Annotated in this window: 20 protein-coding genes, 4 tRNA genes, 1 riboswitch and 1 other annotated feature; of the genes, 6 read left to right on the forward strand and 18 right to left on the reverse strand. The window is 44.6% G+C overall.

Going from position 1 to position 23,835, the window contains the following annotated elements; translation table 11 throughout:
* Nucleotides 1-114: 114 nt before the first annotated feature.
* Nucleotides 115-894, forward strand: a complete 780-nt coding sequence (locus B5D54_RS01770; protein ID WP_078924776.1) for a nucleotidyltransferase family protein — start codon at nt 115-117, stop codon at nt 892-894.
* 96 nt (nt 895-990) lie between these two features.
* On the opposite strand, the gene ihfA is transcribed toward B5D54_RS01770, so the two are convergent.
* The 3 genes from ihfA to pheS form a co-directional block, all read right to left on the reverse strand.
* Complete coding sequence (gene ihfA / locus B5D54_RS01775) at nt 991-1,287, reverse strand: integration host factor subunit alpha (protein ID WP_078924777.1); 297 nt, start codon at nt 1,285-1,287, stop codon at nt 991-993.
* A 472-nt stretch (nt 1,288-1,759) separates the two neighbouring features.
* The gene (gene pheT, locus B5D54_RS01785) at nt 1,760-4,147 is read right to left on the reverse strand and encodes a phenylalanine--tRNA ligase subunit beta (RefSeq protein WP_078924779.1); all 2,388 of its coding nucleotides are present in this window, start codon (nt 4,145-4,147) and stop codon (nt 1,760-1,762) included.
* Between the two features lie 18 nt (nt 4,148-4,165).
* Nucleotides 4,166-5,149, reverse strand: a complete 984-nt coding sequence (pheS, locus tag B5D54_RS01790) for a phenylalanine--tRNA ligase subunit alpha (protein ID WP_078924780.1) — start codon at nt 5,147-5,149, stop codon at nt 4,166-4,168.
* Nucleotides 5,150-5,522: 373 nt separating this feature from the next.
* On the opposite strand from pheS, the gene B5D54_RS01795 reads away from it, so the two are divergent.
* Nucleotides 5,523-6,005 carry a GNAT family N-acetyltransferase gene (locus B5D54_RS01795; protein ID WP_078924781.1) on the forward strand — a complete coding sequence of 161 codons (483 nt, stop codon included), beginning with the start codon at nt 5,523-5,525 and terminating at the stop codon, nt 6,003-6,005.
* Nucleotides 6,006-6,092: 87 nt separating this feature from the next.
* On the opposite strand, the gene B5D54_RS01800 is transcribed toward B5D54_RS01795, so the two are convergent.
* The 5 genes from B5D54_RS01800 to B5D54_RS01820 form a co-directional block, all read right to left on the reverse strand.
* Nucleotides 6,093-6,168: transfer RNA gene (locus tag B5D54_RS01800), tRNA-Gly, on the reverse strand.
* A gap of 34 nt (nt 6,169-6,202) precedes the next feature.
* Nucleotides 6,203-6,289, reverse strand: a tRNA-Leu gene (locus tag B5D54_RS01805).
* Nucleotides 6,290-6,349: 60 nt separating this feature from the next.
* Nucleotides 6,350-6,425 (reverse strand) — tRNA-Gly (locus B5D54_RS01810).
* Nucleotides 6,426-6,427: 2 nt separating this feature from the next.
* Nucleotides 6,428-6,501 (reverse strand) — tRNA-Cys (locus tag B5D54_RS01815).
* Between the two features lie 297 nt (nt 6,502-6,798).
* On the reverse strand, nt 6,799-9,027 hold the full coding sequence (locus B5D54_RS01820) for an NADP-dependent isocitrate dehydrogenase (RefSeq protein WP_078924782.1): 2,229 nt from the start codon (nt 9,025-9,027) through the stop codon (nt 6,799-6,801).
* A 307-nt stretch (nt 9,028-9,334) separates the two neighbouring features.
* Between B5D54_RS01820 and B5D54_RS01825 the strand changes: the two genes are divergently transcribed.
* Complete coding sequence (locus B5D54_RS01825) at nt 9,335-10,042, forward strand: pseudouridine synthase (protein ID WP_172459876.1); 708 nt, start codon at nt 9,335-9,337, stop codon at nt 10,040-10,042.
* Between the two features lie 38 nt (nt 10,043-10,080).
* On the opposite strand, the gene hisIE is transcribed toward B5D54_RS01825, so the two are convergent.
* The 9 genes from hisIE to B5D54_RS01870 form a co-directional block, all read right to left on the reverse strand.
* A complete protein-coding gene (hisIE, locus tag B5D54_RS01830; protein WP_078924784.1) occupies nt 10,081-10,716 on the reverse strand; it encodes a bifunctional phosphoribosyl-AMP cyclohydrolase/phosphoribosyl-ATP diphosphatase HisIE in 636 nt (211 codons plus the stop codon).
* Nucleotides 10,713-11,486, reverse strand: a complete 774-nt coding sequence (gene hisF / locus B5D54_RS01835; protein WP_078924785.1) for an imidazole glycerol phosphate synthase subunit HisF — start codon at nt 11,484-11,486, stop codon at nt 10,713-10,715. The genes hisIE and hisF overlap by 4 nt, the downstream gene beginning before the upstream one ends.
* Nucleotides 11,468-12,205 carry a 1-(5-phosphoribosyl)-5-[(5-phosphoribosylamino)methylideneamino]imidazole-4-carboxamide isomerase gene (gene hisA / locus B5D54_RS01840; RefSeq protein ID WP_078924786.1) on the reverse strand — a complete coding sequence of 246 codons (738 nt, stop codon included), beginning with the start codon at nt 12,203-12,205 and terminating at the stop codon, nt 11,468-11,470. Before hisA ends, hisF begins: the two co-directional genes overlap by 19 nt.
* 47 nt (nt 12,206-12,252) lie before the next feature.
* Nucleotides 12,253-12,864: an imidazole glycerol phosphate synthase subunit HisH gene (hisH, locus tag B5D54_RS01845; protein WP_078924787.1), complete on the reverse strand. Its 612-nt coding sequence runs from the start codon at nt 12,862-12,864 to the stop codon at nt 12,253-12,255.
* Nucleotides 12,864-13,937, reverse strand: a complete 1,074-nt coding sequence (gene hisB / locus B5D54_RS01850; protein WP_078924788.1) for a bifunctional histidinol-phosphatase/imidazoleglycerol-phosphate dehydratase HisB — start codon at nt 13,935-13,937, stop codon at nt 12,864-12,866. The genes hisH and hisB overlap by 1 nt, the downstream gene beginning before the upstream one ends.
* A 48-nt stretch (nt 13,938-13,985) precedes the next feature.
* A complete protein-coding gene (hisC, locus tag B5D54_RS01855; protein ID WP_078924789.1) occupies nt 13,986-15,026 on the reverse strand; it encodes a histidinol-phosphate transaminase in 1,041 nt (346 codons plus the stop codon).
* Between the two features lie 5 nt (nt 15,027-15,031).
* Nucleotides 15,032-16,324 carry a histidinol dehydrogenase gene (gene hisD / locus B5D54_RS01860; protein WP_078924790.1) on the reverse strand — a complete coding sequence of 431 codons (1,293 nt, stop codon included), beginning with the start codon at nt 16,322-16,324 and terminating at the stop codon, nt 15,032-15,034.
* A gap of 5 nt (nt 16,325-16,329) precedes the next feature.
* Complete coding sequence (gene hisG, locus B5D54_RS01865) at nt 16,330-17,226, reverse strand: ATP phosphoribosyltransferase (protein ID WP_078924791.1); 897 nt, start codon at nt 17,224-17,226, stop codon at nt 16,330-16,332.
* Between the two features lie 43 nt (nt 17,227-17,269).
* Nucleotides 17,270-17,407: a sequence feature (His leader region), on the reverse strand.
* A 166-nt stretch (nt 17,408-17,573) separates the two neighbouring features.
* Entirely contained in the window at nt 17,574-19,175 is a 1,602-nt protein-coding gene (locus B5D54_RS01870; RefSeq protein WP_078924792.1) for a Na+/H+ antiporter NhaC family protein, read from the reverse strand.
* Nucleotides 19,176-19,286: 111 nt separating this feature from the next.
* A riboswitch (Lysine riboswitch) is annotated at nt 19,287-19,498 on the reverse strand.
* Between the two features lie 480 nt (nt 19,499-19,978).
* Here B5D54_RS01870 and B5D54_RS01875 point away from each other — a divergent pair.
* Nucleotides 19,979-20,392: an H-NS family histone-like protein gene (locus B5D54_RS01875; protein WP_078924793.1), complete on the forward strand. Its 414-nt coding sequence runs from the start codon at nt 19,979-19,981 to the stop codon at nt 20,390-20,392.
* Nucleotides 20,393-20,461: 69 nt separating this feature from the next.
* Here B5D54_RS01875 and B5D54_RS01880 read toward each other — a convergent pair whose 3' ends face one another.
* Nucleotides 20,462-21,766 (reverse strand): inosine/guanosine kinase, encoded by a 1,305-nt coding sequence (locus B5D54_RS01880; RefSeq protein ID WP_078924794.1) that lies wholly within the window; start codon nt 21,764-21,766, stop codon nt 20,462-20,464.
* Nucleotides 21,767-22,059: 293 nt separating this feature from the next.
* Between B5D54_RS01880 and mnmA the strand changes: the two genes are divergently transcribed.
* Nucleotides 22,060-23,178: a tRNA 2-thiouridine(34) synthase MnmA gene (gene mnmA, locus B5D54_RS01885; RefSeq protein ID WP_078924795.1), complete on the forward strand. Its 1,119-nt coding sequence runs from the start codon at nt 22,060-22,062 to the stop codon at nt 23,176-23,178.
* A gap of 20 nt (nt 23,179-23,198) precedes the next feature.
* Nucleotides 23,199-23,816: a high frequency lysogenization protein HflD gene (gene hflD / locus B5D54_RS01890; RefSeq protein WP_078924796.1), complete on the forward strand. Its 618-nt coding sequence runs from the start codon at nt 23,199-23,201 to the stop codon at nt 23,814-23,816.
* Nucleotides 23,817-23,835: the final 19 nt, after the last annotated feature.

The raw sequence follows: 23,835 nt of genomic DNA on the forward strand, positions 1-23,835 counted from the left end.
AGATAGCGTTGAGTTTTCTTTCTTTGACCCAATACTCTAAGTAACTGCTTTTGTTGGATTAGGATTCTTCTAGGTTCTACTTTTGATCTAAACCACATCAGTTAAGGAGAGTGAATGAGTCTATTGCTGAGAACCACGGCACTCATGCTACTAACGCTAAGCCGAGCGCCAGCCTTTGCCGCAGCCATTCCGGTCATCAATTCATCCTCACAAGAACCACAAGGAGAGTATCAAAACCAGATTAACGCCCAGCGGTTTAAACACAGCTTAAGTGGTTTGTATGGTATTCAAACGACTCACCATACTATGATCCAACCTTACAGTGATTTTGATGTGCTCTATAGTAAGGCACACCAAGCTCAGCATGAACTCGAAACCTTGTGCAAAAGTACCGCAATGTTGACTTCAACTCAGGCGCACTTTTCTGGTGTAAAATCGCACCAAAGAGCCAAAGAGAAAGTGGCATTGGAACTTGACGGACAAGCAGAGCGTATTACCGACCTTGCCCGGGCAACCATGATTGCGGATGATGTTCCAAGTTTAGTTGAAGCGTATGAAGCATTGGGCCGTGAAGCGACCATTGTGAAAGTAAAAAACCGCTTTAAATCGCCTGCACCATCGGGTTACCGAGATCTCAACGTGTTAGTCGAATTACCTAAGACCAAAATCATTGCGGAAGTACAATTTCATTTAAAAGCAATAGCGAATGTAAAAAGCGGCCCTGAACATACCCTATATGAGCAGATCCAACAAATTGAGCGTCAAGCAAGCCAAGAGCAACGCTCTCTCAATATTTGGGAAACCGCACAAATTAAACGGTTACGAACAGAGTCGTTCAGTCTATATCAGCAAGCTTGGTTACCATATATCACAACCAATATCCAAGCCGCATAACGCATATCTCTATGGGAAAATCGCTATCCTAGCGATAGCGCTTTAAGCCGATAGATGCAAACAAAAAGGCCACGTTAATTCGTGGCCTTATCAATCTTAGTTTTCGACTCTAAGGTTCTCAACTCGGGCTTTTAGTTTTTGCCCTGGGCGGAACGTGACGACACGACGAGCAGAAATGGGAATATCCTCTCCCGTTTTTGGGTTTCGACCTGGTCGTTCATTCTTTTCACGTAGGTCAAAATTACCAAAACCGGATAGTTTAACCTGTTCACCGCTTTCTAATGCTTTACGAATTTCTTCAAAAAACACTTCAACCGTATCCTTGGCATCCCGTTTACTAAATCCTAGATTCTCGAACAGGTTTTCAGCCAAATCGGCTTTTGTAAGCGCCATAAAACTTCCCTCAAAGCTAGGTTTAACCTTGCTACTTCAAGCAGCACCAAAGCAATTTTTGCTTAGCCAATCAAAGACATATCGGCTTTAAACAAAAGTGTATGTCAAGCTTATGATTTTCGCCAACTTTTTTATTTCTCTAAATAATTAAAGCATATTCAACAAGTTGGGGGTTTATTATTAATATAATTAAAAAAACAAAATAAAAAAACAAAAAACAACAATTTTCAGAATTTTAATATGAATATGAACGTTTACTGTTATTTTTATCTAAATGTAAAAGTTTTGCTTTCCTTTTCTTTATCACAAGAAAATCTACAAATAAGCAGAAAAATCATAAAGTTGCTGAAAATGATTGTATACCTAAAGTTAGAGGAAGTCACTGAAAGCACGAATATGAATAAAAAAAAGAGCAAGGAAAAAACCTTGCTCTTTTCATCATGAATCAACCACTCTCTGTCTCTGTAAGTGATTAATCTCGCAGTGTTGCAGAGAATTGTTCCACAACGGCTTTAACAATGTTTTCTACTGCAGCAGCAATATCGGCCTCTTCCAAAGTACGCTCGGAAGATTGAAGTGTTAATGCAATAGCCAAGCTCTTCTTCCCTTCTGCAACCCCTTTGCCAACATAAACGTCAAAAAGTTTTGCTTCTTTCAGTAATTCTCCACCCGCCACTCGGCATGCATCAACAATATCACCAGAAGCGATCGTTTGATCAACAACCACAGCAATATCACGACGATTTGATGGGAATTTAGAAAGAGCCACGGCTTCTGGAATGACTTTACTGTTGATCGCTGACCATTCGATTTCAAACACGATGGTGCGGCCATTCAGACCAAATTTACGCTCAAGCTCTGGGTGAACCGTACCGATCACACCGATTTCTTTGCCATCTAACATGATCGCGGCAGACTGGCCTGGGTGCAGCGCTGGGTGTTTTGCCGCAGCGAAGCGGTATGCTTTGCCGTTTGCAGTCAGTTCCAGAATCGCTTCCACGTCGCCTTTCAGGTCAAAGAAATCAACGGTTGCTGTCTCGATATTCCAATGTTCTTCACTACGAGTACCCGAAATAACACCCGCTAACATTGACTCTTGACGCATGCCGTTTTCAGCTGCTTGATCCGGAATGAAACGCAGACCTTGTTCGAACAGGCGAACGCGTGGTTGCTGACGTTTTTGGTTATGAACCACAGTGTTCAACAGACCTTGAATCAAGCTTAAACGCATGGCAGACATGTCTGCTGAGATTGGGTTTGGCAGAATCAAAGGCTCAACATCTGGCACGATCAGTTTTTGCTGCTCTGGCTCAACGAAGCTGTATGTGATGGCTTCGTGGTAACCACGATCCACCAGCAGATCACGAACGCGTTTCAGAGGCAGGTTCGCTTCTTTGTGCAAGTTCATGTTCAGCGCCGCCGCTGGAGCTTGGTTGGGAATGTTGTCATAACCGTAGATGCGACCCACCTCTTCCACCAAATCCTGCTCGATTGCGATGTCAAAACGCCAAGTTGGCGCTGTCGCCATCCAGCCTTCTGTTGTGGTTTCAACACTCATACCCAAACGTTGCAAAATTTCAACCACGTCCGCATCCGCAATATGGTGGCCTAGTAGGTTGTCCAGTTTAGTGCGGCGCAGTGCCACCGTATTTGGTTTTGGTAGATCCGCGTCAGATTCAGCCGCAACCACTGGCGCAACTTCGCCACCACAGATATCAATCAGAAGCTGAGTTGCACGTTCCATCGCCGTAAATTGCAGTGCATAGTCCACACCACGCTCATAGCGCATTGAAGAATCCGTGTGCAGACCATAGCTGCGTGCGCGGCCACGGATATGATCCGGAGCGAAGAAGGCACATTCTAGCAGCACATCTTTGGTTTCACTGTTCACACCTGAGTGTTCACCACCAAAGATACCCGCAATCGCCAGCGCTTTGTTGTGATCGGCAATGATTAGCGTATCGGCATTCAGTTCTGCTTCACTGCCATCCAGCAGCGTCAATTTCTCGCCTTGCTCAGCCAGACGCACCACGATACCACCTTCGATCTTCGCTAGATCAAATGCGTGCATTGGCTGACCTTGCTCAAGCATCACGTAGTTAGTGATGTCGACGATTGGGTCGATGGAACGAATGCCACAACGGCGCAGTTTTTCTTGCATCCACAATGGCGTTTGCGCTTGAACGTTCACGTTCTTCACAATGCGACCAAGGTAGCGAGGACACGCCGCTGGCGCTTTCACTTCAATCGAAATGTTCGCATCAATCGTGGGTGCAACGGGTGAAACGGCAGGCTCCACCACATCTGCGCGGTTCAACACGCCGACTTCACGAGCCATACCACGAAGGCTGAAACAGTCTGCGCGGTTTGATGTCAGGTCGACATCGATAGTGACATCATCCAAAGTCAGGAACTCACGGAAATCCGTACCGATAACGGCGTCATCCGCCAGTTCCATGATACCGTTGGATTCAACATCAATCCCCAGTTCAGAGAAAGAACAGAGCATGCCGTGTGAAGGCTGGCCACGTAGCTTCGCTTTCTTGATTTTAAAATCGCCTGGCAGAACCGCGCCAACCGTCGCAACCGCGACTTTTAGGCCCTGACGGCAGTTTGGTGCGCCGCACACGATGTCGAGCAGTTCTTCTTCGCCCACATCTACTTTCGTCACGCGCAGTTTGTCGGCATCTGGGTGCTGACCACATTCCACAACATGGCCCACTTTCACGCCAGTAAACGTACCCGCGACAGGAAGAACGTCGTCAACTTCCAGACCAGCCATTGTAATTTGGTGAGTAAGCTCGTCCGTGGTAACCGCTGGGTTAACCCACTCACGAAGCCAAGATTCGCTGAATTTCATTGTGATTAAACCTCTGGATTACTTGAACTGTTTTAGGAAGCGAAGATCGTTTTCGAAGAATGCACGCAGGTCGTTCACACCGTAACGAAGCATAGTCAGACGCTCTACGCCCATACCGAATGCGAAACCAGAGTATTTTTCAGGATCAATACCCACACTGCGCAGTACATTTGGATGCACCATACCGCAGCCCAGTACTTCCAACCATTTGCCGTTTTTACCTTTTACGTCCACTTCGGCTGAAGGCTCTGTGAATGGGAAGTAAGATGGACGGAAACGCACTTCCAGATCTTCTTCGAAGAAGTTGCATAGGAAGTCGTGCAGAATGCCTTTCAGCTGCGCAAAGTTGACGTTTTCGTCTACCAACATGCCTTCCACTTGGTGGAACATTGGCGTGTGTGTCTGGTCGTAATCGTTACGGTAAACTCGGCCTGGTGCAATGAAACGTAGTGGTGGCTGTTTTTCTTCCATAGTACGAATCTGTACGCCTGACGTGTGAGTACGCAACATTAACTTTGGATTGAAGAAGAAGGTATCGTGATCAGTACGTGCTGGGTGATCATCTGCGATATTTAAAGCATCGAAGTTATGGAAATCGTCTTCGATCTCAGGACCAGACTCAACGGTAAAGCCCAGTTCACCAAAGAAGCTTTCAATACGCTCGATAGTGCGGGTTACAGGGTGTAAACCTCCGTTTTCGATACGACGTCCAGGCAAAGTGACATCCATCGTTTCTGCCGCCAACTTCGCTTCAAGCTCTGCACGTTGTAGGTTGTCTTTACGTGCAGCAATGGCTTTTTGTACCGTCTCTTTCGCAACGTTAATTTCTTGGCCCGCCGTGCGGCGCTCTTCGGGGGGTAATTTACCTAGACTTTGCAGTTGAGCGGTTAACTCACCTTTTTTGCCCAGATACTGAACACGCACTTCGTCCAGTGCAACCAACGACTCGGCAGCGTCAATCGCTACAGTCGCGTTAGCAATAATCTGTTGTAGATGTTGCATTGTTTCCTCGTCTGCTGATGAGCAGTGTCCTTAAGGAGCCCGTAAAGGGAATAAGGGATTCTTAGTTTTTAAGTAGCTGTACATAGTAACGAAAGCCGCTGTCAAAGCCAAATTGAAATCGCGCTCAAAGGGACTTTTACGCAAATGAAAAACAGTTTGTTTTCACCTTAATAACAATTTTATCCATCCCTTTCTTACTCACACTCTTTTGAATTTCGCTTTAGCTTCACGTTATTTGAAATGAGTGAAGTTGGGCTTGTGCATGTTCACCATAACGAGGACTAACGACTTACCTGCAACGCTAAGCTGTTTGGGTATATACTGGCAAACACTTTCAATACTCCCCATTTTTCAAACACGGTAGAGGTGGTAAATGAAAATAGAGATTTTCCCTATCAGCAGCGAATTTGATCAGCCGCTGGCTAATATTATAAAAACGGTCGGTGCCGAGTTTGGTGCCATTGGTGAGGGATTCGGTCCTTCCGATGCGGAAGTGAATAATATGAGCCGATACTACCAGCCAGAAAATAAAAGTGGCTACTGGATTGCAACATTGAATGGTCAGCTAATGGGTGGTGGTGGCATTGCTCCTTTCAACGGTAGCCATTCACTGTGTGAGTTGAAAAAGCTGTTCTTACTACCCGAGAGTCGTGGGTACGGTATTGGCAAAGCGATCGTGGAACAATGCCTTTCTTTTGCACAACAACAAGGTTTCACACAATGCTACTTAGACACACTCTCAACGATGGAAAGTGCCATCCATCTTTATCAAACCCTCGGCTTTACCCTTCTTTCTGAGCCGATGCTCGGCACAGAACATAATGGCTGTGATGTATGGATGATCAAAACATTCTAATTTAACCGTGCTGGTCTGAGCCTTGCTGATCTAAAAGTTCTGGTGCGAAATGGAAAAAGCCTCGATATTCATCGAGGCTTTTAGTGTTGGAGCGACACACGAGGTTCGAACTCGTGACCTCAACCTTGGCAAGGTTGCGCTCTACCAACTGAGCTAGTGTCGCATTCAAGATGATTGTTCATCTCTACTTTAATGAATGGTGCCCCGGGCCGGACTTGAACCGGCACGACTCGAAAGTCGAGGGATTTTAAATCCCTTGTGTCTACCAATTTCACCACCAGGGCACACAAATTTATTTTGATGCTTCTTACATCTCAGTACCGCTTTCGCCATACTGTTTATTCTGGAGCGACACACGAGGTTCGAACTCGTGACCTCAACCTTGGCAAGGTTGCGCTCTACCAACTGAGCTAGTGTCGCAATGGAGGCGCGTCCCGGAGTCGAACCGAGGTCCACGGATTTGCAATCCGCTGCATGGCCACTCTGCCAACGCGCCGTCAAAACTCAAACCGCTTGCTTATCTATCGCGTTGCTCTTGAGTACGGGATGCATTCTACGGATTCGATGCAATGAGTCAACAGAATTTTTTTGCTTTTTAAATCGTTTGACTACTTTACATTCAAAAATGATCTCTTTGCTCAAATTTCTAGCAAAAACTGTCTATTTTTCCTCAAGATAACAAACTGAAGTTAGCATTTATAAAAAATCCGCTACTCATTTCTCAGTAGCGGATTGGACATTTATTCATGAAAATCGGCTAAGTGACACTTTTCAGTCTGACTTAGCCTGACTTTTATGCTCGCTCAATAATATTATTGAGCGTCTGACTTGGGCGCATTAACGCTGAGACTTTCTCAAAAACAGGTGCGTAGTAACCACCCAGATCACCCGGTTTGCCCTGTGCTTCGTTGAGTTCTTGAATGATCTGCGCTTCTTGCTCGCTCAGTTGTTTGGCAATCGGTGCAAACTCAGCCGCCAATTCTGCATCTTGGGTTTGCTCTGCCAATGCTTCAGCCCAATAAGTGGCAAGGTAATAATGACTACCACGGTTATCGAGTTCACCAACTTTACGTGACGGTGACTTGTTGTTATCTAAAAATTTCCCGGTCGCTTTATCCAGCGCATCGGCTAAGACTTGAGCTTTGGAATTTCCCGAAACCGCACTTAGGTGCTCTAATGAAGCCGCCAATGCTAAAAACTCCCCTAACGAATCCCAACGTAAGTGATTCTCTTTTTGGACTTGCTGAACATGTTTCGGCGCTGAACCACCCGCCCCTGTTTCAAACAAGCCACCCCCATTCATTAATGGAACGATAGAAAGCATTTTCGCCGACGTGCCCAATTCAAGGATGGGAAAGAGATCTGTCAGGTAATCACGTAATACGTTCCCGGTGACAGAAATCGTATCTTTGCCTTCTTTCATGCGAGCCAAGGTGTACAACGTAGCCTCAACAGGAGAGAGGATCTGTATTTCTAATCCCGTTGTATCGTATTCGGGTAAATACTGATTCACTTTTTTAATCAATTCAGCATCGTGAGCACGATCGCTATCTAGCCAGAAAATAGCAGGGACACCCGTTGCACGAGCTCGGTTAACCGCCAATTTCACCCAATCTTGGATCGGTGCATCTTTCACCTGGCACATACGGAAGATATCCCCCGCTTCTACCGATTGTTCTAAGAGTATATTTCCGGCGCTATCAATAATGCGTACCACACCATCGGCATCCATAATGAAGGTTTTATCATGTGAACCGTATTCTTCTGCTTTTTGTGCCATTAACCCGACGTTTGGCACACTGCCCATCGTGGTTGGGTCAAAGGCACCATTTTCTCGGCAGAAATCAATAACGGCTTGATAAACCCCTGAGTAGCAACGGTCTGGAATCATCGCCTTGGTATCTTTTTGTTTACCATCTGGCCCCCACATCTGACCCGATGAGCGGATCATCGCCGGCATTGAAGCATCCACAATGATGTCACTAGGTACATGAAGGTTAGTAATTCCGCGATCAGAATCTACCATCGCTAACGCAGGCTGTGTCGCATAGACTGCTTGAATGGCAGACTCGATCTCTTCACGTTGAGCTTCCGGTAGTGTTTGAATTTTCGCATACACATCACCAAGGCCATTATTAACATCTACCCCTAACTGCTCAAACAGCGCTCCATATTTTTCAAATACGTCTTGGTAATACACCTTAACCGCATAACCAAAAATCACCGGGTCAGAAACTTTCATCATGGTAGCTTTCATGTGTAAAGAAAGCAGTACATCTTGTTTTTTGGCTTCCGCAATTTCTTTTTCAAAGAATTCAATCAGTGCTTTTTTACTCATTACACTACTGTCGATGATTTCTTTATCTAACAAAGCAAATGGTTTTTTCAGTACTTTATTTGCACCGTCGAGCCCCAAAAATTCAATCGAAATTTCTGTTGCCCCCTTCATGGTTAAAGACTGTTCGGTTCCAAAGAAATCTTTCTCTTCCATGCTGGCGACATGTGATTTGGACGCTTTTGACCACGCTCCCATAGAATGCGGATTTTTCTTCGCATAATTTTTAACCGACGTAGGTGCTCGACGGTCAGAGTTTCCTTCGCGTAAAACGGGGTTAACCGCGCTGCCCTTAATCTTATCGTAAGTAGCTTTTATCGCTTCTTGTTCATAAGTGCTTGGTTCGGCAGGGTAATCAGGAATCGCAAATCCTTTCTCTTGTAACTCTTTAATCGCCGCTTTGAGCTGAGGAATCGAGGCAGAAATGTTTGGTAATTTGATGATGTTTGCTTCAGGAGCTTGAGCTAATTCCCCTAATTCTGTCAGTGCATCTCCGACTTTTTGTTCTTCTTTCAGATGTTCAGGGAAGTTGGCAAGAATACGTCCAGCTAACGAAATATCACGCGTTTCCACGTTGATGCCTGACGAAGCCGTAAATGATTGAATAATTGGCAGTAGTGAATAAGTGGCCAATGCCGGTGCTTCATCAGTAATAGTATAAATAATGGTAGGTTTATCTGTAGGCATGAACTTTCCCTATTGTTCTAGCAGCACTATGGGATGATATAGCACTGTGTGAATGTCCGTATACAAGTCGGTACAACATCCCCAATACTTGTATACGATTGTCTCACTCTTTCTAATCCCGGTTCTTACCAGCCAGTGGTGTTCGACTTAGTCCGTGAGTGAAGATCGTTATAATTAAACAAAACCAAGATAATAGTCTATCATCTTATCCAACAATCCTGTTTTCGGGCGCGCAAATGATAGCTCAAATAGGAAAATTATAAAACAATCAAACACAAACCATTCACATTTTTGCAAGGTGGTTAACATGTCTTCCCGCTCACGCAGCGCGTTCCGCTCCGCTTCATCCTCACAAAGCCCTTCTCATTTAAAACAACAAAAACACTCTGGTTCTGTACGCTCAGGGGCTTCTCACCGCTCAAAATCTCATCAAAGAAAAACCTCATCGGTCAAAAAAACACCCACTTCCCCCGAGCATCGTAAGGTCATTATTTTCAATAAACCGTATGATACGTTGAGCCAATTTACTGATGGACAAGGTCGGAAAACGCTCGCAGATTTTATCCCGATTAAAGAGATATATGCGGCTGGAAGGCTGGATAGAGACAGTGAAGGATTAATGATTCTTACCAATGATGGTATTTTGCAAGCAAGGCTCACTCAACCTACCTCTAAATCACCCAAAACCTATTGGGTTCAAGTCGAAGGTAACCCAACCGAAGATGATCTCGATAAATTAAGGCTAGGAGTGGAATTGAAAGATGGCCCAACACTCCCAGCACAAGTTGAACGAATCGAGGAGCCAAACGTCTGGCAACGAACTCCACCCGTTCGTTTTCGTGCCAATATACCCACCACTTGGCTAGCCATCACTATTATTGAAGGACGAAACCGTCAAGTAAGGCGAATGACGGCGCATATTGGTTATCCCACTTTACGCCTCATTCGCTATTCCATGGGAAACACAACCCTTGGTGAGCTACAACCAGGACAGTGGAAAGAAATTACCATGTAACCATATAACGATAATGCCCCATCGCTGGGGCATTATCGTTATTGATGGCGCTCTTTGAGTTTGTCTATCACATCACTCATCGATAGCCCTTGATCTTGTAATAAGACCAGTAAGTGATAGATAAGATCCGCTGACTCACAAATCAATTCCGCCTTATCGCCCGACGTCGCCGCAAGCGCGACTTCAACCCCTTCTTCACCCACTTTCTGCGAAATGCGCTTGGTGCCACGCGCATAAAGGCTAGCGGTATAAGAGGACTCTGGATCGGCACTCTTGCGGGCAGCCAATAACTGTTCAAGTTGATGAAGCCAGACCCATTGTGATTCCTCTTGTTCATCGCCATCCCAGCAGGTGGTTGTCCCGGTATGACAAGTGGGACCAATCGGGTTAACTTTGACTAATAAGGTGTCTTGATCACAATCCAAGGCGATATTTTTCAGTTGTAAAATATGTCCAGACGTTTCGCCTTTGGTCCATAACCGCTGTTTTGAGCGTGAATAAAAGGTCACTTGTTCCGTTTCCAACGTCTTTGCCAACGCTTGCTGATTCATATACCCCATCATCAATACTTGGCTTGAGGTGAAGTCTTGAATAATCGCCGGGATAAGACCGTCAACCTTTTCCCAATTGATTCGGTCTGAGATCGCCATTGGGCTTTGCGTAGTTCGGCTCATCGTCTTACCTCGATTTGTTGTTGTTTTAAATACTGCTTCAGTTCACCGATATTAATAATCTGTTTATGGAAGACAGAGGCTGCCAGCGCACCATCCACATGGGTTAACTTAAAAGCGTCAGCAAAGTGTTCCATCGCCCCCGCGCCACCAGAAGCGATCAATGGAACTTGGCATACGGCTCGAATCATCTTCAATTGTTCAAGGTCATATCCATTACGGACCCCGTCTTGGTTCATCATGTTAAGGACAATTTCACCCGCTCCCCGTTTTTGTACCTCTTGAACCCAATCTTGAGTTTGCCACTGTGTCGCTTTTGTCCGCGTTTCATCCCCGGTAAATTGATAAACTTGGTATTTACCCGTTTCTTTATCAAAATAGGAATCGATCCCTACGACAATACATTGCACACCAAATTTATCCGCGAGATCGGTGATCAATTGAGGGTTGGCTAATGCTGGCGAATTAATGGACACTTTATCTGCACCAAACTCTAAAATACGCGCAGCATCGTCTGCCGATTTGATCCCACCCGCGACACAGAAAGGAATGTCGATCACTTCGGCTACCCGTGATACCCAGCTTTTATCGACGACTCGACCATCACTGGATGCGGTAATATCGTAAAAAACCAGCTCATCTGCGCCTTCTTCTGCATAGCGTTTAGCCAACGGTACGATATCACCTATGATTTCATGATTACGAAACTGAACACCTTTAACGACTTGACCATCACGAACGTCTAGACAAGGAATTATTCGCTTTGCCAGCATGAGAACGCCTCCTGTGCGGTAAACTTACCCTCTAATAGTGCTCGACCAACAATAACACCGGCGACTCCACTACCTTTCAACGCTTCAATATCTGCTAAACTGCCGATACCACCAGAAGACTGGAATTGAATTTGTGGATACTGCTGGCATAAATCAACATACAACGCCACATTAGAGCCTGTCAGCGTTCCATCACGAGAAATGTCGGTACACAAAACATGCTGTAGACCCACCGTGAGGTAATCATCCAATAACGCTTCGATGGTTACCCCAGAGTCTTCTTGCCAACCAGAAATAGCGACTTTACGTGAGCCATCACGATCAATATTGATATCCAATGCAAGAACAATTTTCTCCGCTCCGTATTTTGCCATCCAACCTTTGACTAATTCAGGTTGTTTGACCGCAGTTGAACCAACCACGACACGCTGAGCACCGGCGTTGAGTAAATCAATCACATCTTGTTCACTACGCACGCCACCGCCAATTTGAATATTTGCTGGCGTGCTGGCCAATAGGGTTGCAATCAACGTTAACTGACGAGCTGAGGTGTCTTTTGCACCCGTGAGATCCACTAAATGAAGCCAGTTGGCACCAGCTTGGTGATAAAGGTTGAATTGTTCAGCGGGATCAACTTTATATTCGGTCACTTGCCCATAATCCCCCTGATAAAGGCGAACAACCTGACCATCGATTAAATCTAATGCGGGAATAATCATCATTTATCCTTAATGGCCGTTTGGCCTTCTCGGCCCAACGGCTGTCCTTAAAGTTTCAAAAAATTGTCAATTAACTTTGAGCCAGCTTTTGATGAGCGCTCTGGATGAAATTGAACACCATAGTAGTTGCCATGTTGAATTGCCGCACTAAAAGGCTGACCATATTGACACTCTGCAATGGTGTAGTCGCCAACCGGCATCGCAAAACTGTGCACAAAATAGAAGTATGCGTCTTCTTCAATACCTGCAAATAACGGGTGACCAGACGTTGCAGACACCGTATTCCAACCCATATGGGGTAAAGGCAGGCCTTGTGTTTGCATTCGACGGACTTCACCACCAACGAGCCCCAAGCACTCAACCGTTTCTTGGGCTTTTTGTCCCTTCTCTTCTGATAGCTTGCCCATCAGTTGCATGCCAAGGCAAATGCCTAGCAGCGGCTTTTCTACCTGTTTGACTAACTCAATTAAATGGCGCTGCGCCAAGTTATGCATCGCCTCACTGGCGGTTCCTACTCCGGGCAAGAATAGTTTATCTGCGGCTAATACGACCGCTGGATCTTTCGATATCGTGACGGGGTAACCTAAACGCTCGACCGCAAATTTGACAGAAGAGATATTGGCACACCCAGTATCAATAATGACGATCTGTTGAGTCATCACAGCACTCCTTTACTGCTTGGCAATTCATTCCCTTGTACCTGAAGAGCTTGGCGAAGTGTGCGGCCAAAAGCTTTAAATAAACTTTCAATCATGTGGTGATCGTTATCACCCGCCGTAGAAAGATGTAAGGTGCACGCTAAGGTATCCGTCAGAGAACGGAAGAAGTGATAAACCATCTCCGTTGAAAAATCGCCGACTTGTGGACGACTAAACTCGGCTGAAAATTTTAAATAGGGGCGGCCGGATAAATCTAATGCACACTGTGCTAAACATTCATCCATCGGCAGTGTAAAGCCAAAACGGCCAATGCCTCGTTTATCCCCAAGCGCTTCTCTCAATGCCTGTCCAAGAGCCAATGCAGTATCTTCTACGGTGTGGTGATCATCAATATGCAGGTCACCTTTGACCGTTAATCTCAATTGAAAACCGCCATGGGTAGCAATTTGATCTAACATGTGGTCAAAAAAGCCCAGCCCCGTTTCAATGTGATTACCACCACTTTGATCAAGATTTACCGCAACCTGAATATCGGTTTCTTTCGTTTTTCTTACCACTTCAGCTTTGCGCTCTTGGATGGTCAAAGTTCTGACAATTTCAGGCCAACCCATGGTTTTAGGATCGTATTGGATACCTCGAATCGCCATATTTTCAGCCAATTGTAAATCGGTAATACGGTCACCAATCACCGCAGAGTGTTTAAAATCCACTTTGCCACTGTGCAGATATTCTTTGACGAGCCCAAGCTTAGGTTTTCGACATGAGCAATTTTCTTTTTCAAAATGCGGACAAATTAATACATCATCAAACATAACGCCCTGAGATTGGAAAATTTCCATCATCATGGTGTGGGGCGCATCAAAATCTTCTTGAGGGTAGCTTTTTGTTCCTAACCCGTCTTGGTTAGTCACCATAACCAAACGATAACCCGCCTCTTGTAAGGTCAAAAGGCTCGGAATCACATAGGGCTCTAGCTTCAGCTTATCTAAACGATCCACCTGAAAATCAATCGGTGGCTCAACAATTAACGTACCGTCACGGTCAATAAAGAGAATTTTTTGTTGCATGCTCACGAGAATATCCTTTTCTTTTTGATGCAAGCGTATACGCTTGCATCCTATTTATTGATAATAATTGCGAATAAAAGCGACGGTCTTTTCACACTCTTCACGGTTGCCAACCGAAATACGAACACAATGCTCAATCGGTGAATTACGTAAAATAATTCCGTGTTCCCAAGCGGCTTTAAACAAGGCATCACCATCAGGAAATTGGACGAGTAGATAATTTCCCCACCCTTCAAAAACCGTGATTCCCTCGATCATCTGTAAACCCACTTGTAAGTAAGCGCGATTCGCATTGAGATCCAAGACTTGAAATTTAGCACGTGCTAGCCCAGCTTCTGAAAGTGCTTGCGTTGCGATTTCAGCCACAGGGACAGGAACGGGATAAGGGGCAATAACCTTGAGTAATACATCGATAATCGAAGCATTAGCTAACGTGAAACCGCAACGTAAACCTGCCAAAGCAAACGCTTTTGACAAGGTACGTAAAATGGCTAAATTAGGGTAATCTTCCAGCAGATCCACCGTTGATGCTTCAGGACAAAAATCGATGTAGGCTTCATCCATCACGACAATGGCGCAATCTTTGGTCATCTCGAGTAGAGCAATAATATCTTCACGTTTAACTAGGTTGCCCGTTGGGTTATTTGGACTACAAACAAACACTAGCTTAACGTTATCAAGGCTGGCTTCAATGGTTGCTAAGTCTAACTGCCAATCCGTCGTCAGGGGAACCGTTTTACGCTCAACCCCAAATGTTTCCGCACTAATCGCATACATTCCATAAGTCGGTGGACAATATAGAATGGCATCTTCGTTAGGCTCACAAAAAGCACGAATCAGTAATTCAATCCCTTCATCCGCCCCACGAGAGGTTAATACTTGCTGTGGGCTTACCCCTGCGTAATCTGCATAGGCTTGAATCAAAGCTTTAGGCTGACAATCGCTATAGCGGTTAAGACGAGCAAAATCGGTTTTATATTCATTATCGAACGGTGACTCATTGGCATTAAGCCATACATCACCACAGCCCCCAATACGACGAGCTGAAAGATAAGGCGTTAATGCCTGTACCTGTTTACGAGCCAATTTTTCCATGATGATTACGCCTTTTGTAACTTATCAATACGAATAGTGACTGCACGTCTGTGTGCATCTAAACCTTCTGCATTCGCCATCGCCACCACGGTGGGAGCTAAAGCTTTCAAACCGTCAGCACTAAGTTCTTGAACTGTCATGCGCTTGCTGAAATCAGCCAACCCTAAACTTGAATAAGTGCGGGTATAGCCGTAGGTTGGCAACACGTGGTTAGTACCTGAAGCATAGTCACCGACTGATTCAGGAGACCAAGCACCGAGGAAAATAGACCCGGCATTATCTAATAGTGGCACGAGCTCACGAGGGTTTTTCGTCTGTACAATCAGGTGCTCTGGCCCATAATAATTCGATATCGCAACGGCTTGAGTGATCGATTCAGCAATAATAATCAAGCTTGATGCTAACGCTTTTTGAGCAATATCCGCTCGAGATAGGGTTTTCAATTGGCGCTGAACCGCATCAGTGACTCGATCCGCGATGATCGGTGATGGCGTTACTAACACCACTTGAGAATCTGGACCATGTTCTGCTTGGCTGAGCAGATCGGCAGCAATAAATTCTGCATCAGCCGTTTCATCTGCAATGACCAACACTTCAGACGGGCCAGCCGGCATATCAATAGCAGCACCTTGGAAATCATTACTGACTTGGCGTTTTGCTTCGGTGACATACGCATTACCCGGACCAAAGATTTTATCTACTTTAGCCACTGTTTCTGTACCATAAGCCATCGCAGCAATCGCTTGACCGCCACCCACATTGTAAACTTCATCAATATTACATAGCTTCGCCACATACAGAATTTCATCAGCAATAGGTGGAGGTGAACAAAGTACCACTTTGCGACAACCGGCTATTTGGGCTGGGACACCGAGCATCAAGACTGTTGAAGGTAGTGGTGCGCTTCCACCAGGAATATACAACCCTACCTTATTGATAGCCCGAGTGACTTGCTCACAAACCACGCCTGGCATGGTTTCCACTTTTATAGGCTGAGGCTTTTGCGCTTTATGGAACTTAACAATATTACTATACGCTTGCTCAAGCGCTTGTTTCATCTCTTGTGAAAGCCGCCCACACGCGGCATCAATTTCAGCCTGTGGTACACGGATTGACTCAGGCTTTACACGGTCAAATTTCTCGGTCAACGCCATCAAAGCGGCATCACCTTCCGCTCGAACCTGAGCAATTACTGCTTTGACTGCAGCGGTAATATTTGCACCTTCAGTAATCGCAGGACGCTCTAACACCGATTCTTGTTGAGTTTCACTCAACGATTGCCAAACTACGGTTCTCATGATGACTACTCCATCATTTTTTCAATAGGAAGAACAAGAATGGAGCTCGCTCCGAGTGCTTTCAGCTGTTCCATGGTTTCCCAGAATAGATTTTCTGAGCTGACTAAATGTACCGCTACTTTACTTTTGTCTGCGGAAAGAGGTAACACCGTCGGGTCTTCTGCTCCCGGCAACAACGCTGTAATTTGTGGTAATTGTTCAACTGGAGCATGCAGCATGATGTATTTTGATTCTTTGGCTTGTTGAACGCCGTGCATACGGGTAAGCAGTTTATCGATCAGTGCTGACTTATCTGCTGTAAAATCACCCGAACGTTGAATTAGCATGGCTTTGGACTGGAAAATGACTTCCACTTCTTTTAAACCATTCGCTTCTAACGTCGCTCCTGTGGAAACTAAATCCGCAATCGCGTCAGCAAGCCCAGCACGTGGGGCTACTTCAACAGAACCGGTCAGCATACAGGTACTAAAATCAATGCCTTGTTCATCCATATAAGCTTTAAGCAATTGAGGATAAGTCGTTGCAATGCGCTTACCTTTAAGATCTTGAGGCCCGCTATAGGCTTCATCTTTATCCATCGCAATCGAAAGGCGGCATCCACCAAAATCCATACGACGCAACCCAACAAACTGGCTAGGTTGGTTGAGCGCTCGGCGATCCAATCGAGTCTCTTCGAGTACGTTTTCTCCCACAAAGCCTAAATCAACGACGCCGTCCATAATCAAGCCAGGAATATCATCATCACGAACGAGTAATAGATCAATTGGCATATTGAGTGAATGAACAACCAAGCTTTCACCCATAATATTGAATTTTACTCCACACTTTTTCAGCAGTTCCTGACATTCTTGGCTCAGGCGACCTTTTTTCTGAATGGCGATTCTTAGGCGTTGTGTTTGCATGACATGATTCCTTTGCAATTTATTGAATTTTATAAAATCAAATAGTAAAAAACCCTCGAGAGTTTGGTCTCCCGAGGGTTTAAAATCTAAATACACTTTTGATTTAACCGCCGGGAGAATCCTGCCTCCCGGGTATGCGTACATCTCCCGAAAGACTGACTAGGGATGATGGTGATGATGAATATTCATTACAAAACTACGCATACTTAATTTCTTTACACTGGTTAGCTCGACTGTTTTCAACACTAACTAAGCTTGAACTTTTTTGCAACTGCAATTTGAGGGTTTTTCAACTTAATAGCGAAAATAGTTAACCCAACCTTGAGTAAGGTTGGGTTAAAAGACAATTATTGCGCGGATTCTACAACCATTTTCGCCTTGGAAAGCCAAGATAAAACTACGCACACGAGTACAAACGCAACGCTAGCCGCAGCGAATGCAGCAAAGAGTGATGCTGTCATACCCAGTACGATAAAGCCAACCGTTGATACCCCCGCCACAGAAAGTGAATAAGGCAATTGAGTCGCAACATGGTCAATATGGTTACAACGAGCCCCAGTTGAAGATAAAATGGTGGTATCAGAAATGGGTGAACAATGATCGCCAAAAACAGAACCCGCTAATACCGCACTTAGCATTGGTAACATCAATGCTAGATCTGTCGCCCCAGCCATGTCACCGGCAATCGGTAACATGATACCAAATGTTCCCCATGATGTTCCTGTTGAAAATGCCATAATACCTGACAACAGAAACAAAATAACCGGTAACCAATGTGGGTTGATATTACCTTGCACCAGTGAAGACAAATACGCACCCGTTTTCATGTCTCCAATCACAGAGCCAATGGTCCACGCAAAAATCAAAATTAGGATAGCGCCGAACATAGAACGGGCACCAATCCACATGGTGCTAAGAATATCTCCAACGGGTAAGGCTTGCCTAATCACAGTGAAAAGAGCCGCCAATAAACCCACGAATCCACCATAGATTAATGAGGTTCCAACATCTGTATTTTCAAATGCGCCCAAAACATTAAAGGCCACACCATCGGAGGCTAGAGCCTGACCTCCGGTATACAACATGGCACCAATAGTCGCCACAATCAGCAAAACAATAGGCAAAACTAAATCTAACACTTTGCCATGTGCACTTTCAGGAATATCTAACTCTTCATTAAGCTCATGAGCTTCTTGACTATCATTTTCAGTATCTTGATCGAAGCCACGACCTTGTGATGCCTGAATTTCATGGCGGCGCATTGGGCCGACATCCATTTGAAACCACACCACGGCAAACACCATTAAGAGTGCAAAAATGGCATAGAAATTCATCGGCACTAACCGTAAGTAAGCACCTAGAGGCGAATAGTCACCAATACCATGAGTCACCAAAATACCACCAATAATAGTCATGATATAAGCACCCCAACTAGAGGCAGGCATCACAACGCACATTGGTGCAGCGGTCGAATCTAAAATATACGCTAACTTAGCTCGAGAGACATAAAATCGGTCCGTCACCGGGCGAGAAATAGAACCTACGGCTAAACTGTTGAAGTAATCATCCACAAAGATAAACACGCCAAGAAATGCCGCTAAAAGTTTAGAGCCTCGTTTACTTTTGACTCGAACTTGTGCCCATTCAGCAAAAGCACGCGTACCGCCGGAAAGCGTCAAAATTGCCGTCATCATTCCCAGTAACAGGAGAAAGCCAACGATACTCATATTCCAAGTATTTAAGCTCCCCTCTTTAACAAATACACTTGCGACTTGAGAACCTACATAGCGAACCGCTCCTGAGAGGGAAAAATCGACTAATAAAAGTGCACCAAGAACAATCCCCACCCCCAGCGAAAGTAAAACTCGACGAGTCACAATAGCTAAAGTCAGCGCTATCAGTGGAGGAAGTACAGACAAAGGAGAGGAAGCAAAATCAATTACATTCATGATCTTCAAAAACCAGTAATAAATGGCGAGAGATCTACTGCAGATAAACGGTATTTTCATGAACACCGCTTATTGTTGAATTAGCGAAAGGGAAGTGAGCACTTCACCCAACCCTACAGTAGCGCTCCATAGTTTAACAACGGTATACCAAGCAATCGTACCTGCGTTGGTATGCAGACTATGGCAGTGTTGCCCCTATTCGCTGACAACCCCAGCGAGCCGTTTTGATCGACGACCCACTTCGGCGATAAAGCCTTTCACCATGATTCATTGGTATCACCCCAATCATGATTACTTTTCAATACCGCACCTCTACATCGAGACTCTATTGTGAGCGACTAAATAAGTAAACTCGACATTATTTATAAATCTCGCATTAGGTGCCGGTCATTGTACTTATCAGAACTATCAATGCAACCTATCCTACCGGTTAATTGTCGAGTATTTATTCTTCAATAACATAAACGAATGCAGGCAACATGACCGTTGTTAGAGTTATCTCATCAGAAACGGGGATAAAACAATAACCAGAAACCATCAACCAGAAAGACTCCCTTATCATATCGCTATGCAATGGATCTCATTGAAGTAAATATATTACGTAAAATAAAGGTACTTACTCGATTATTTATACCACACCGTCACAATGGGGGCGTTTTCACAAAATATTATTATTAACCTCACTTACACTTGATTATATTTTGACTTAATATTTTACTATTAATGTAAAATCAATATTGCCAGAATAAATTACTGGGTTTAATATTGGAGTTGTAAATAAATTCACCTCACAGGAAACCGAAATGTCGGAAATTACTAAAACGTTATTAAATATTCGTAGCCTACGTGCCTATGCTCGTGATCTCACTCTAGAGCAACTTGAAGAAGCACTCGATAAATTAACAATCGTAGTGCAAGAACGTAAAGAAATTGAAGAGCAAGAAAAAGCAGCGCTAGCAGAGCAAGAAGCGAAACTGGCTGCCATTGCAGAACAAATTGCCAAAGATGGCATTGATGTTGAAGCTCTTATTTCCGCTCTTGCCGGTGAAACAAAAACCAAAGCAAAAAAAGGCAAAGCTAAACGCGCCCCTCGTCCAGCAAAATACAAATATATGGACAATGGTGTAGAGAAAACGTGGACAGGCCAAGGCCGTACTCCTTCAGCGATCCAACAAGCTTTAGATGAAGGTAAATCTCTCGAAGATTTCGCTCTTTAATTTCATCGAAAATGATAAATATAAAAAGGCTCATTTTGAGCCTTTTTCATTTATTACTTCACCGTTTTGTTATCGTTCCCAATATGCCTCTTCTAAGCTATCTTCCCGTTCCGGCAAACCACGTGATAAACGCGGTGAATGTTGAACCAGCACTTCATAACTTGCACGATTGGAATATTTGCATACTTGAGAAAAGGAAGAATAAGTCAAGAACTGGTGCTGATGTTTACTTGAATTAGGCACGTTTTCCTTATGGTATTTATTCGCTGCCATGTCATGCAGTAATGCTGATAGCGCCGCATCACCCGCCCCATTGGTATTTTTAATTTTTTCAGGGCCGCCCATATAAGGGGCAATATGAGAATAAACACGAATGGGATGTTCACACCCTTGACGGCTAGCAGGGCGACTAAATTCATAACGATTAAACTCAGCAATAGAACCCGGTAATAGGGGTAATGTCGTTTCCCGCTTTGCTGAGTCTTCAGTATACCCTGCCATAAACAATCCAACCGGGCCTGCGGTACATAGCACTAAATCAACCCAATCAAGAGCTTTATCAGAGGCGGCTAAAGGGTCTTGCTCCCCAGTTAATGCCCATGCTTCATCTTCATTCATGGCCACAACGGAAACATGGTCACGTAAAAAGGTTTGCCAGAATACAGGATCATCTTGAATTACAAATTTCGTCCCTAACGTTAATACGACCGGGACATGGTACTGCTTAGCGTATTCAATCGCCCGCATCGTGGCTTCAGGCATCGGATCCCCTGGCTTGCAACGCACAAGATAGGCGGTAATCACTAGCGCTGAAGCATTTTGAAAAATCTTTTCTGGAATACTTTCCGGACTTAATTGATTCATTTGCCCTTCACTGATGGCAAATGTTCGCTCCCCATCTTCCGTAATAAGCGCAAAACAGCGACCAATAGCACCATTGACACCTTGTAAATAATTAAGATCCACTCGGCTAGAGGTGTTACATAAATAACGATAACCATAACTGCCAATTTTAATATCTTGGCTCATCACCCCTAATAAGGTTGAACGATCATCAGCCAAGACTGAGTAGTTATGGAGGGTATTACCTACGGTTCCGCCTGCATACTCACTACAAATTAATCGGTTATTTTTCAGTTCCTGATAAAGCGCTTCTGCTGCTTCATCGTCAATCACTAATGAATGTCCCTTACTTAGCCCATAGCGTTCTATCAACTCAGACTCTACTTTCGCTTCAATATCGACTAAGGTTTGGTCAATACCAATAATATGAGTACGGGACATCTTCTTATTTTCTTGAGCCTGAATGACTAGAGGATCACGGGCATGAACAGGAAAATAATGTTTTGATTTACGTTGACCAGGAAATTTCATAACGATGGTTCGGCATAGGAATAAAAGATGCGCGATTCTAACTCGCCCCACTATAAAACAGCAACTGACGTAAAAAACGCAAACGATTTCGGCAAAGAGTTTTTTATTTATTATTCATCTTTTAAATGGCTCATGCGTTCCACAGTGCTTATTGCCACCATAAAAGCCCGGATCATATGCATCAACACCTCTATCCTCACCACACAAATAAGTGTGATTGCGGTCTCGGATCTGTCCTCAAAAAAATCTTTCTGTTAGAATCCACCCCCAAGTTCATTAAGTGGTATTGAGTTATGTCAGAAGCTCACCGTACAAATAGTCAAAAGAAAGTTATTGTCGGCATGTCAGGTGGTGTCGATTCCTCCGTTTCCGCGTATCTATTACAGCAGCAAGGCTATCAAGTTGAAGGCCTGTTCATGAAAAACTGGGAAGAGGATGATAACGAAGAATATTGTACCGCAGCAGAAGATTTAGCCGATGCGCAAGCCGTTTGTGACAAATTAGGCATTCATTTACACACCATTAATTTTGCTGCTGAATATTGGGACAATGTGTTTGAATATTTCCTGGCTGAATATAAAGCCGGACGAACCCCCAACCCCGATATTCTGTGTAATAAAGAGATCAAGTTTAAAGCATTTCTGGAATTTGCAGACGAAGTGCTTGATGCCGACTACATTGCTATGGGCCACTATGTTCGCCGCACCTTTCCAGAGGCAGGTGAAAAGCCACAAATGCTGCGAGGCCTTGATAGCAATAAAGATCAAAGCTACTTCTTGTATACGCTTAGCCATGAACAGGTTGCCCGCAGTTTATTTCCGGTAGGAGAGCTGGAAAAACCTGAGGTTCGCCGAATTGCAGAAGAACAAGGCCTAGTCACGGCGAAGAAAAAGGATTCAACCGGTATCTGTTTTATTGGTGAGCGTAAATTTACGGACTTCTTATCTCGCTATTTACCTGCACAACCCGGCAAAATTGAAACGCCAGATGGAAAAGTCATCGGTGAACATCAAGGGTTGATGTACCATACTCTCGGCCAACGCAAAGGATTACATATTGGCGGCTTAAAAGAGGGAACCGAACAACCTTGGTATGTCGCAGAGAAAGATCTGAAGCGAAATGTACTGATTGCGGTTCAAGGCGCTGATCATCCATTGCTAAAATCTCACGGATTATTCGCATCCCAATTACATTGGGTTGATCGCAAGCCAATTACAGAAGCGATCCGTTGCACAGTGAAAACGCGTTACCGCCAATCGGATATTGCTTGTACGCTTATCCCTATCGATGACAACAACATCAAAGTAATGTTCGATGAGCCACAAATTGCCGTAACTCCGGGACAGTCTGCGGTGTTTTATCAGGGTGAGGTTTGCCTTGGCGGTGGTATTATTGAACAGCGAATCTCATAATCAATTTTAGGAGTATTTACGTGGCTGACAATCATTATGATCGCACTATCGCCTTTGCGGGTATCTGCCAAGCGGTGACGTTGGTTCAACAAGTGGCAAAAAATGGTCACTGTGATTCCAACGCGTTTGCCACTTCACTTCAAGCTATATTAAAAACCAATCCAAACAGTACGTTGGATGTGTTTGGAAATGAGGCCAATTTAAAAATTGGCCTTGAAAGTTTAGTCAATGGCATTGATAGCACTCCAGCTGGAAATGAAATGACCCGCTATATTATTAGTTTGATGGCCTTAGAACGTAAACTAAGTAGCCGTCGGGATGCCATGGCTCAGCTTGGTGATCGCCTACAAACCTTAGAGCGCCAACTGGCTCATTTTGATCTCCTTGATGACACGATGATCAGTAACCTTGCCAGCGTCTATCTGGATGTGATTAGCCCTATTGGACCTCGTATTCAAGTTGCAGGTACTCCAGCCGTATTACAACAAACGACCAATCAGCATAAAGTGAGAGCATTATTACTTTCAGGTATTCGCTGTGCGGTGCTCTGGCGTCAGGTTGGTGGCCGACGCCGACATTTGATTTTTGGTCGTAAAAACATGATCGAGCAAGCTCAATTGCTGCTAGCACGACTCTAAATGATCGACTTCACTCACT

Source organism: Vibrio cincinnatiensis DSM 19608, from assembly GCF_900167345.1.
Lineage (GTDB): Bacteria > Pseudomonadota > Gammaproteobacteria > Enterobacterales > Vibrionaceae > Vibrio > Vibrio cincinnatiensis.